At 58.3% G+C, this 10,256-nt stretch carries 14 protein-coding genes and 3 pseudogenes; 11 read left to right on the plus strand and 6 right to left on the minus strand.

Annotation, left to right across the window (positions count from 1 at the left end; translation table 11 throughout):
* The first annotated feature begins 220 nt into the window (after positions 1-220).
* The 4 genes and pseudogenes from AC0L2M_RS34080 to AC0L2M_RS34095 all read left to right on the plus strand — a co-directional run bounded on the left by AC0L2M_RS34080 (position 221) and on the right by AC0L2M_RS34095 (position 2,901).
* A pseudogene (locus AC0L2M_RS34080) lies at positions 221-722 on the plus strand (DUF2243 domain-containing protein).
* A gap of 255 nt (positions 723-977) precedes the next feature.
* Positions 978-1,238 (plus strand): annotated as a pseudogene (locus AC0L2M_RS34085) (serine endoprotease DegQ); the annotation flags it as partial.
* Between the two features lie 283 nt (positions 1,239-1,521).
* Positions 1,522-2,277, plus strand: a complete 756-nt coding sequence (locus AC0L2M_RS34090) for a DUF4142 domain-containing protein (protein WP_473537200.1) — start codon at positions 1,522-1,524, stop codon at positions 2,275-2,277.
* Between the two features lie 21 nt (positions 2,278-2,298).
* Positions 2,299-2,901: a hypothetical protein gene (locus AC0L2M_RS34095; RefSeq protein ID WP_473532945.1), complete on the plus strand. Its 603-nt coding sequence runs from the start codon at positions 2,299-2,301 to the stop codon at positions 2,899-2,901.
* 663 nt (positions 2,902-3,564) lie between these two features.
* Here the strand turns inward: AC0L2M_RS34095 and AC0L2M_RS34100 are convergent.
* Positions 3,565-4,425, minus strand: coding sequence for an SGNH/GDSL hydrolase family protein (locus AC0L2M_RS34100; RefSeq protein ID WP_473537202.1), 861 nt, complete (start codon positions 4,423-4,425; stop codon positions 3,565-3,567).
* Between the two features lie 134 nt (positions 4,426-4,559).
* Positions 4,560-5,052 (minus strand): annotated as a pseudogene (locus AC0L2M_RS34105) (ferritin-like domain-containing protein).
* A 492-nt stretch (positions 5,053-5,544) separates the two neighbouring features.
* Here AC0L2M_RS34105 and AC0L2M_RS34110 point away from each other — a divergent pair.
* The 4 genes from AC0L2M_RS34110 (at position 5,545) to AC0L2M_RS34125 (ending at position 6,954) form a co-directional block, all read left to right on the plus strand.
* Entirely contained in the window at positions 5,545-5,730 is a 186-nt protein-coding gene (locus AC0L2M_RS34110) for a hypothetical protein (RefSeq protein WP_128248506.1), read from the plus strand.
* A gap of 164 nt (positions 5,731-5,894) precedes the next feature.
* Positions 5,895-6,239, plus strand: a complete 345-nt coding sequence (locus tag AC0L2M_RS34115) for a hypothetical protein (RefSeq protein ID WP_473537204.1) — start codon at positions 5,895-5,897, stop codon at positions 6,237-6,239.
* Entirely contained in the window at positions 6,200-6,652 is a 453-nt protein-coding gene (locus tag AC0L2M_RS34120) for a Crp/Fnr family transcriptional regulator (RefSeq protein WP_473537206.1), read from the plus strand. The genes AC0L2M_RS34115 and AC0L2M_RS34120 overlap by 40 nt, the downstream gene beginning before the upstream one ends.
* Entirely contained in the window at positions 6,652-6,954 is a 303-nt protein-coding gene (locus tag AC0L2M_RS34125; protein ID WP_287205146.1) for a DUF6894 family protein, read from the plus strand. The genes AC0L2M_RS34120 and AC0L2M_RS34125 overlap by 1 nt, the downstream gene beginning before the upstream one ends.
* A gap of 59 nt (positions 6,955-7,013) precedes the next feature.
* Here AC0L2M_RS34125 and AC0L2M_RS34130 read toward each other — a convergent pair whose 3' ends face one another.
* Entirely contained in the window at positions 7,014-7,145 is a 132-nt protein-coding gene (locus tag AC0L2M_RS34130) for a hypothetical protein (RefSeq protein WP_473537207.1), read from the minus strand.
* Between the two features lie 75 nt (positions 7,146-7,220).
* Complete coding sequence (locus AC0L2M_RS34135; protein WP_023803428.1) at positions 7,221-7,436, minus strand: hypothetical protein; 216 nt, start codon at positions 7,434-7,436, stop codon at positions 7,221-7,223.
* Positions 7,437-7,981: 545 nt separating this feature from the next.
* On the opposite strand from AC0L2M_RS34135, the gene AC0L2M_RS34140 reads away from it, so the two are divergent.
* Positions 7,982-8,167 (plus strand): hypothetical protein, encoded by a 186-nt coding sequence (locus AC0L2M_RS34140; protein WP_095486901.1) that lies wholly within the window; start codon positions 7,982-7,984, stop codon positions 8,165-8,167.
* 735 nt (positions 8,168-8,902) lie between these two features.
* On the opposite strand, the gene AC0L2M_RS34145 is transcribed toward AC0L2M_RS34140, so the two are convergent.
* Entirely contained in the window at positions 8,903-9,121 is a 219-nt protein-coding gene (locus AC0L2M_RS34145; RefSeq protein WP_095486903.1) for a KTSC domain-containing protein, read from the minus strand.
* Here AC0L2M_RS34145 and AC0L2M_RS34150 point away from each other — a divergent pair.
* Positions 9,120-9,329, plus strand: coding sequence for a hypothetical protein (locus tag AC0L2M_RS34150; RefSeq protein WP_473537209.1), 210 nt, complete (start codon positions 9,120-9,122; stop codon positions 9,327-9,329). The two genes, AC0L2M_RS34145 and AC0L2M_RS34150, sit on opposite strands and share 2 nt — an antisense overlap.
* A 44-nt stretch (positions 9,330-9,373) precedes the next feature.
* Here the strand turns inward: AC0L2M_RS34150 and AC0L2M_RS34155 are convergent, their stop codons facing one another.
* The gene (locus AC0L2M_RS34155; protein ID WP_473537211.1) at positions 9,374-9,589 is read right to left on the minus strand and encodes a hypothetical protein; all 216 of its coding nucleotides are present in this window, start codon (positions 9,587-9,589) and stop codon (positions 9,374-9,376) included.
* Between AC0L2M_RS34155 and AC0L2M_RS34160 the strand changes: the two genes are divergently transcribed.
* Complete coding sequence (locus AC0L2M_RS34160) at positions 9,509-10,063, plus strand: DNA-3-methyladenine glycosylase (protein WP_473537210.1); 555 nt, start codon at positions 9,509-9,511, stop codon at positions 10,061-10,063. The genes AC0L2M_RS34155 and AC0L2M_RS34160 overlap by 81 nt on opposite strands.
* Positions 10,064-10,256 lie beyond the last annotated feature (193 nt).

Raw genomic sequence — 10,256 nt, forward strand, 5'->3', positions numbered from 1 at the left:
TCTCGGTCGAGTGTCATAAAACTCGGAACAGCGACCCGATCGGCCCGCTCTCTCCGCCAGAGGCGCAGCCTTTCATCCGTTCGAATGGATGTTGTCATCGCCAGCGCTTCCGCTGCCTAAACATCCGATTCTTGCGACCTTAGCTGCGCGCGTATCCAACCCGCGGGGTAGGGGAACACATGGCCTGGCCCGAAGTTGGGGGTGCCAAAGGAGGAGAGGGATGGCGACCACGGCTTCGCAGCATCGCCGTTTTCCGACGTCCGCAGGTATTCTGCTGGGGCTTGGCCTGGGCGGGTTCTTCGATGGAATCGTGCTGCACCAGTTGCTCCAGTGGCACCATATAGCGACCAGCGCCGGCTATCGCCGACAGTGTTGAGAACCTTCAGTTCAACACGCTTCTCGATGGCCTGTTCCACGCCGGCACATACATCTTCGTCGTGCTTGGTTTGGTCGTGCTCTGGCGCACCGCTCACAAATCTCATCTCTGGTGGTCGGGAACGATGTTGCTTGGGACAATGCTCATGGGCTTCGGGATATTCAACCTGGTCGAAGGGCTGATCAATCACCAGCTTCTCGGCATCCACCATGTCAACGAAACCGTTCCGCAGGACCAGTGGATCTACTGGGACATCGGGTTCCTGGTTTGGGGTGCGTTGATGCTGATCGGCGGCCTGGCGCTGGCAAAGCGGGGCAAACGGGAGTCGCCAGGCGAGCCTCGCTAGTCTGGGCGCCGGCACTGTCCGCATACAACGAACGGTCGATCCCGGTTGCGCCGCTCGCGGCGGGAATAAATCACGCGCAGCGCGGTTCGGGGCACTTCAGCCATGGAGGAAAAATGCGCAGAGTGTTGAATGCAGGCATTCCGTGCGCTCTTATCGTTGCGGCGGCCAGCGCGGCTTCTGCGCTTCGTCGCCGGCCTTGACGGCGGAGAATGGACGGGCGGGCAATGCCAGAGGACTTTGCTGGAGGAGCGATATGACCTGTCGGATGACCCTGGTAATTCCGGTGATGCGCGGGTCACCGCCGACGGCCGCCTTCTCGGGATCAACACTGCCATCATCGCGCCTGCCGGTGGCAGTGTCGGTATCGACTTGGCGGTGCCGATTGCAATGGCGTCGGCCGTGATGAAGCAACCCATTGAGCACGGCGAGGTGCGCCGAGTCGGCATTCAGGACCTGGCGTCCGATCTCGCCGAAGCGCTCGGCACCGCCGCCAAGTGCGGAGTCTACGTCCCAAGCGCGTGCCAGCATAGAACCTGGAACGCGCCGAATAGGCCAGCTGTCGGGCGAAGTCGCCTGATGACTTTGGCGGGCTGACCTCGGAAGGAAAGGCGACATGCTACGTCCTGGCGTGCTGCAGCCGCTCGCAAGGCGGGGTTTGCTCGTTTTTGCTCGCCCGGCACTCGAAACAACTTGCCTTCGGGCATTCTCACCCTGGAACAAAGAGGGTCCTGCCTTGTTGGGTCGGTAGCATAGTCGTGCACCAGCCACAGTCGTGCACCACCAAACAAGGATAAAGCCCATGAAAGTTCGACGCCTTCTTGGCGGCTTAGTTACCGCCACTGCTATCGCCTTTGCCCTACCCTCGTTGGCCGCGGACAGCGCACAGGATTTCATCGACAAAGCTGCTGTCGGTGGAAGGTTCGAAGTCGAATCGAGCCTGAGTGTTCTGAGCAAGCTTGACGACCAGCAGGTCAAGCAATTCGCGCAGAAAATGATCGACGATCATGGTGCGGCTAACGCCAAGCTGGAGAGCGTCGCTGGCGACCAGAAGCTCAAGGTTCCCACGCAAATGGACGCTAAGCACAAGACAGATCTGGAGAAGCTTCAGTCCGCCAAGGCGCCGGTTGATGAGCCCTATGTCGAGATGCAACGCACAGCACATGCCGACGCCGTCAAACTGTTCGAAAGCTATTCACGCGACGGAGACAATGCGGCCCTCAAGTCGTTCGCGAAAGACACGGTGCCCACGCTTAAGGCGCATCAGCAAATGGTAGAAGACATTGCATCTAAAATGGCTGCCGGGCCTTCCAGTACGAGTTCGACCACACCCGCGGTGAATACAACCGATACCCCGAACACCGGGGCGCTGGTTCCCGGTGCCAACAGCTTCACGGAAGATCAGGCCAGGAGCCGCATCCAAGATGCCGGCTATTCTGATGTATCTGACCTTAAAAAAGACGACCAAGGCATCTGGCGCGGTCAGGCCATGAAGAACGGAAAGAGCACCGCGGTAGGTTTGGATTATCAAGGCAACATCGTTGTCAGCACCAACTGAACAGACACTCAGGAGTTCACCATGAAAACGGTAACGGGTTTATTTGACGATTATGATGAAGCAGCCGACGCGGTGGGTGAATTGGAAGCAATGGGCATTCCAAACTCCGACATCAGCATCGTCGCCAACAATGCAACGGGTTGGTACGACGGTGATCGCTCGGAAGCTGCAGAAGATGCGACGGCTGGCGCGGGAATTGGCGCAGTCATCGGGGGCGCAGGAGGATTGCTCACAGGGTTAGGCATCATGGCCATTCCGGGCGTCGGGCCAGTAGTTGCCGCCGGATGGCTGGCGGCTACCGCAGCGGGGGCAGTTGCCGGTGCCGCTGTAGGGGGAGCAACGGGCGGAATTATCGGCGCAATGACAGATGCTGGCGTACCTGAAGCGGATGCCCATGTTTATGCAGAAGGCGTCCGTCGTGGCGGCGCTCTTGTAACGGCCAAGGTCGAGGATCAGCTTGTTCCAGATGCTGAACGGATCCTTGAACAGTCCAGGTCGATCGATCTCGCCGAACGCCGCAGTGAATACGAGGCTGGCGGGTGGACCGGCTTTGATCCCTATGCGGAGCCATACCCAGCAGAAGACATTGAGCGTAGTCGCATCCGCAATGTAGATCGACCTTAGTCGAGGAACTGAGGTCCGAGGCCGTAGCAGTTCCGCGGGAACTGTTACGGCTTGTGGTTGTTTGCCTTCGCCAATTGTTTGGGCTCTTTCGGGGTTCAATCGGCGGCGGATCCAGGGTGTTTACAACCGGGTCGGTGGCTCGTCCGCGCTCCTTGCCGGCGTGTCGATCGGAGCGTTAGGATCGCGCCGGACAGGCTCTTTTCGCCGCTCCTCTCTTTCTGAGTTTCTTTCATTCATGCTCCTCTTGAGCTAGCTGGCTCCTCCCGGTGTTCAACAACGAACGCGATCCGGACCTTTCGTTCGAGCAGATTTACACCCCGCTGCCACCGTGACCCAACGGGAGTACCTCGTCCCGCTCTCATTTGATCAACGCTGCCTGTGTATTCAGCGACCACTTCGCCGAAGCTGTTGCGCTGAATGGCCACCTTTTGTCAGGCCTTCGACCTTGTCGTTGAGCTTGACCAGATGCTCGACAAACCCGCCCTGGGACAGGTGAGGAAAGCACGTTGAGAAGATCGCGATTGGCTAGGGGGTGGATTACAGGACGCATGTTCTGGCGCAACCGCAACTTCCAGAGTGTCGCCGGCTATGTCCGCTTCAGGCGATGGCAAAGCTGACCTTAACGGCCTAACGCGGCGCATTAGCGCAGCCAATTCCAGCTCTCTAGCGAACGATCAGTTCGGCGCGCCCGCTTCGGAATTCGTGCTTGGTAAGAAATGAAACGATCGCTGCAGCGATTTTGCCGCCGCCCTGTTCCGAAGGCTCGATGGCGCTGGCAAAGTCGGCCTCCTCGTCGCAGATAATGCGAAGGTCGATCACTGGAACGCCCCGCCCAGCGGCTGCTCGTGTAATGCAGTCATTGAGGACCGACAGGGCCGTTACCGCAATGCGCCTCTCTTCAGGGTTCGGATACCGGACGTCGTAGATCGTACAAACGGCGGTGGGCAGCTTGACAGCCAGAACGGCATCCAGCGTCGACCGATACTCCAGGCAAAACTGCTCTCTTATTTTGGCCAGTCTTAGCAGGGCGTCGGCGACGGACCGCGACGGAGCGTCCAGAACAGAGGAAACGCCGAGCGCGTCGTTACCTCCCATGCTGACCACCAGATGAGTGGCGTCAGCCGGCAGACTGTCCAGCTGCTGGCGCACCCCTGCCATGACGCTGCCGTCGACGGCGAGCAGGTCGGCCGACCACCCGATCGGAAGCTGACGCACCAAATGGGCCAGTACATCTGCTCCGCCGGTCACATAGGCGCGATTGTCAAAAACTGAATCGCCAAGAAGCACAATTTTATTCGTCATACCCGCATCCTCGGCGAGAATGGATTGTATGGGCGCGAATGCCGGTCGCGCCGCGCGGCCAGCAGGAAGCTCCTCCGCGATATCGAGGACTTCACCAGACTTGCGTCTCCATGGGGCTCTCGCTCGCCAAGTAGTTAGCGGCGAGGCCGTGGACGGCAACACTGTCCGAATAAACGCCAGGCGCCCCCAAACGATTGGTTGCCATGTCGCATTCAGCGCCATTGCTGGGAGCATCCCGGCTGCGGCAAGAATGCCGGAAGGGCTTTCCGTAAGCCGCGGCAGCCATCCCACTGGTTCTGTTTCGAGCACCGTGCCGAAGGCGAGTTTTTTCTGTAGACGGCAATTGTCCGCCTATGTCACCGTTTCGCCGTGTCAGAATCCCGCTCGTCGCGTCTGAGGAACTCGGTGGTGACCGTGCCGAGTCTGTTTTCCAGCCAATCAGCCATCGCCTCTTCTTCGCGCAGGTTCTCTTTGCACGCGCTTTGGGTTTCGGAATCGCCGATCTCGCCGGCTGCGGCAATGAGCATCTTATAGCTGGCGATTTCCATATGCTCGAACGTGTAGCTGGCCAGCGATCCTTTCATCACCTCGTCGCCTGCAAAAATGCCGCTGATGTTCTGTCCGAATGCGATTAGCTTACCGCCGGCATCCTTCAGCGTCGAAGATCCGTCGCTAATCCGGTCGAGGCATTGTTCGAGACGTTTTGCCTGTTGTCTCGTTTCTTCGAGATGCGAATCTCGGGATAGTTTCCAGACGCTCGATTTGGCCGCTCAAAATGGTCTCGGCCTGTTCTTCCATGGCGTGAGCGTCGCGCAGCCACTGCACCAGACGTTCCTTGGGCTCTGTCATGTCCGTCTCCGTTGGTCAGCATAGTTTTACTGCCATCGCAACATCGCCGCAGACCGTTAGTTCCGTCGAGTGGATCGTGCCAAACACGATGATGAGCGCGCAATGATCCGGGCCGGCCGGCCGTTCTAGATGCGTGATAGTCGACTGCAGGAAAAGCCTTAAAGCTTCGGCCTTAGATCGCGGCGCAAGAGACGCGCTTCTCTCAGGATCGAGGCACGATCGACGCCGATGAGCGATGCAATGTCGCGTATCTGCTGCTCAGTAGCACCGGATTCCCGCGCAAGTGAGCGTACAAAGTCGTCTGTCGGGCGGACCCGCCCTGCTTCTTCTGCCATCAGACAATTGCCTTACGTTTGGGGCAGGATTCCGATGGTCGCTCCCAAGCGTCAGCGCCCATTGTGCGTGGCTGGCGATCTCACATTGTACCGACTTGCATAGATGTTAGCCAGCTGGAAGCGTCTTCGCAGCCGTGAATGTATTGCGGGAGCGGAAATGAGATATCGGACCAACAACGAAGGCACGGGATATCGAGGCAAGGACCACGACCAGCCAATCAAGCCCGAGGCGGAGCATTTCGAACACTGCCCTATATGCGGGCAGGATTTCGACATGCGCGATCTCGGCCAGGTGCTTCACCATGCGGGGGCGGAGCACCAACCGGTTCCGGTAGACCAGTAGACCGGCCTATTCGTCGCTGAAACCCAGCAGTGATGCGTGGCGTATGTGGCTGTGATCGCCTCGGAGATGCTTGATGCGCAGCTTCATACCGGGCGTGTCGACCTCTTATCCGCATCAGCAGCGTGGAACATCTGCGGCGAATGCACGTTCGGCAGGTAACGCCCATGGAGGTAACCAAGTCCTTGTGTCCAGCTTTCTCCTCGGATGTGCTCATCCGCAAGCTGCGTCGCGTCGCTGACATCAGCGATGATGACGCCGCAGCCTTAGGAGGCCTCACGATTCAGGAGAAGGATGTTCCGGCTAACAGGGAAATCGCCTTAGAAGGCGATCGACCAACCAACTCATTTGTCGTCTTGGACGGCGTGGCATGCTCATACAAGCACACTGGTGCGGGAAAGCGGCAGATCACCAGCTTCTTTGTCGCAGGCGATCTCCCGGATCTGCACGGCATCCATCTGGCAGTTATGGATTGCAGCTTCTCGAGCATGACACCAGGCAAATTGGGCTAATCCGCCACAGCGCTCTTCGCTCGATTTGCGAACAGCGCCCGCGTGTTGCAACCGCGTTCTGGCGATCGACCCTGATTGACGCTGCGATCTACCGGGAATGGGTCACCAACGTCGGGAGACGGGACGCCTACGCTCGCACGGCACACATGTTATGCGAACTCATTGTGCGGTTGCGGTTTGCAGGACGCATTGAGGACCACGTCGCGGATCTACCGATCACCCAGGCAGCACTGGGTGATGCGGTGGGTTTGTCCGCGGTTCACGTGAACCGCACGCTTCAGGCGCTACGAGGTGACGGGCTGATCGCCACGCCAGGTACAAAGTTGCGTGCTCTCGATTGGCCGGGTTTGGTTCAGGCAGGGGAATTCGATCCGACTTACCTCCACCTGAAGGACCCCGACGTGGCATTCTGATGACGGAAGCCGATATGCCAAGATATTTCTTTGATAGCGGCGATCACCAGCATCTCGTGGAAGACAACACGGGTCTGGAATGCGAGGGGATTGAGGCAGCGCGCAATGCAGCCGTCGAAGGATTGACTGAGCTGGCAAAGGACGAACTGAAAGGTCCCGATGGGCAGCAACTCATCATGGATATAAGGGACGAGAGTGGCAGAAAGGTTCTGAGGCTTAGCCTGTCCCTGGTGATCGAACCGCTTGAGGTAAATGCCGTCTCGCCGACATCCAACAAAGATGAACCTCGACGTCGCGCTTGAACCATGCGGAGCCGGAGCACCAGCCGCTGGTAGTTGTGCAGTGAACGAAGACCGGGCTTTTAGCCGACCTCGCGGATCTGGGCGATGCGGGCCTTACCGAGCGATACGAACAGGCGCTCTAGGCCTTCGTCCACTTCGGAAGCCAGGCCGAACCGCCGGTCGTGCTCAACGATCCTGTCCTGGATCGACATCAAGCGTTTCATACCGAGCGACAAGGCTCGTCAGGACTTCCTGATGGTGGGAAGTCATGTGCTTTTCTTTCCGCGCTACAATCGGGCATATAGTCGAAGGCGTTCGTAAAGAACTGCCTCGTCAAATTCGCCATCTGAGAAAAGTTCCATTGCGATCACGCTCAGGCGCTCCGCCTGCTCGCTACCGACGGGAATACCTTCCTCAACGCGAACACGATCAAAGACCTGCTTCAACAAAGTCAGGTCACTAGGAAAGGCAATGCCACTCTTTGCAGTCTTAAGGCTGACCATATGTCTTTCCTCCCATTTGGGGTGGAAGCGCGGTGGTCGCTCACAGCCAGCGATGCCCGTTGTCTATCGCCGATGAGAACACATTACGCCGATCGGCGCGTAGCGTCTTGAAAATAGCGCCTGAAGGCTTCTGCCCGTCGGTTCCATGCTGCCCGGGAAACGACAACAATCCCCGTTGAAAGACAAGCAGTGCGACGGCGAGGCATGGGGAACCAGAACAACCGTAGGGCGTGATCCAAAAGCCTGGATCTGCAAAAGCGGCCATTTCGCTGAGCAGTTGCCTTCCTGCCGGCGAAACGCATGCGCCTGGTGTTCAGTGCGAACAATAAAGCCCGCGCCCCACGAGGAAAGGACGCGGGCCGATCGGTGCATCTCCGATCTGCAGCCCATCGTTGGGAGGGAACAAGATTGCTGCACTTCCCGAACATTCATCTCAAGCATGTGTTCCAGAGAAAGCGAAATATGCCTGGAAAAGTTTGCGCCATTGATCGCAACAAAACCCTCCCGCCGGCGTTCCGGTTCAATCCAAGTGCAAAAGGCTCACCATGGGCGAGGAAGAAAAGTCCGACCGCGACCGAATGACGGATTTCCAGGCACAGTTCCTCGCCAAGGAAGCCGGAATAACTGAAGCTCAAGCGCGCGAGCTGATCGAGTTGATCGGCACCGATCGGGCATCACTACTTCGGGAAGCTCGGCTACTGAAAAGCCGGCTGAAGCCGCCGGACGCTTAGGAGCATTCACAATACTATCCATATGGGACAATTTTGAATAGAAGCGGCTCGATTGAATGAGGGTCGCGCACGAGCAGATATCGATGATCTTCGCCAGACGATAAACGATACCCGCCGCCTAATACTGGCACCCGTAAGCTGTTGGATCGCATTGCCGCAGACGATACGCTGAGCAGTAATCAAGCGCCTAAAATCCCGCACCCCAAATCGCACAGCATTCCACGCTCGACCTTTGCACATCGGCCGTCGATTCACGCGGCCTGCGGAGAGGACCGCGGCTGATTGTAGGGCGCAGGTGCAGCGTGCCATCTACGACTTCTTGGTCTTCGAATTCCTCTTCGGTTTCGGTGCCGATGCAGCAGGAAGAGCAGTCTCGGCTTTAAGTCGTTGCTCCCGCAGCCGAGCCGTCTTTGCGTCTCGTGCGACGCGCTCAATGTCTGTTAATGCCCGCGCAGCATCCGACGTGCGCTCCTGTCGGTCGTATTTTTCTTTATCGGTTAAGCCTTGCCTTTCCCGCATTGTTGTACCTCGATCTTGTTCGGCGCTTTTGTTGGCGCCCGAACGATTGTCGCCAGATCGTGTTCCCCCCAGACAACAAAAAAGCCCGCCGCACCTTTCGGCACGGCGGGCTATCAGTCGTTTGCTCAGGGCGGGCGGGGATCGTAAGAAAATCCTACGCGCGCCGGCTGCGCTGCGTCCACCAACCGGCAGTTGGAATGTATCAACAGCTTGCCGTCATCCCGCATCCTTGCCGGCCGCAACCTGACGGTACCGGAAGTGATTCCGGATGTGCTCGTTGAAATAGCGGCCTTTCGCAAAGGCGGCTTTGAACGCGGCGAAGGTCTCCGGCGGCACTTCCTCAAATTCGTATCGTTTGCCGCTGGCGACGAACCACACCGAGAGGATTCTGCTGTCGGGATCGTAGGCCATTTTTCTTATCGAGGTCGATGGCATGATATGGCTCGATCAAAAGTCTTCAACGATCGCAGAGCCTGTCACGTTACTTCGTGGTATTGCTCCCGAGCAGCGCACGAGGATTTTCTCCGGCCACCTAACGCATCGCGGCATCGCAAGCGCGGCAGCGGGCACGGTCTTCCGGGTCTCTCTTTTCTACGCCGGCAACGAACTTCAACTTTCCAATCACTTCGACCGCTTGGGCTAGGCGCTGTTGAATAGCCAATCGACCCTCATTATAGGCGATCAGAGCTATCCGAGTTCAGCAGGAAGCGCCGCGATGCTGCTGATCGCGAGTTTGGCCTTGGTGGATTGGCCTTTTGCAGCCGGAGCGGGAATGTTCTTGTTCGCCCCATGTTTCGGCGCGGTCGAGATCTGGTGCAGGCGTTGATCACGAACCGCCAGTTCTTTGCCCGGGACGCCTGCGTTGTCGCTCGCGATATAATTGGCGCCACGCTTCTTGTGCACGGCGTGGGCGGGATCGTCGTCGAAACGGAAGCCTATCGCGCCAATGACCCAGCCTCACACAGTTTTTGTGGTCGGACTTCGCGAAACTCCGCAATGTTCGGCGCCCCAGGGAGCGCATACGTCTATCGGTCCTATGGTCTGCATTGGTGCCTGAATGCCGTCTGTCTTCCCGGTAGTGCTGTCCTTGTGCGCGCGATCAAACCGCAATCAAAGCTCGACCTGATGCGGGCCAATCGCGGCGTTGATGACCTTCGACTTCTTTGTTCGGGACCCGGTCGCCTTTGCCAGGCGCTTGCTGTCGATGCATCTTATGACGGGCTGCCATTGGACGAGCTTCCGTTCCAGTTCAAGCTGCCGTCAGGAGCAAGAACCAGCTCCATCTTAACGGGACACCGGGTCGGCATCTCCAAGGCTGTCGATCTCGAGTGGCGGTTCGGACTGGCAGGCTCGTCGTACTTGAGCCGCAAATTTTGAGTTGCCTCTGCACGAGTAATCGCCTGGGGGTGAGTTCGGGTAACTAGCGATGTGCCGGCACCCTACGCGCTACTAGGTTGGCCCGCGATTTCGCCCAGCTTCAACTGTCAGGAGGTCATGGAGCCCGGCTTTCAGGCTATCGTCGGTTGCATGCTGGAGCGGCTGGACGCCAAGAGGCACCAGCTCCCGACCG

It is taken from the genome of Mesorhizobium sp. WSM4806, assembly GCF_055811635.1.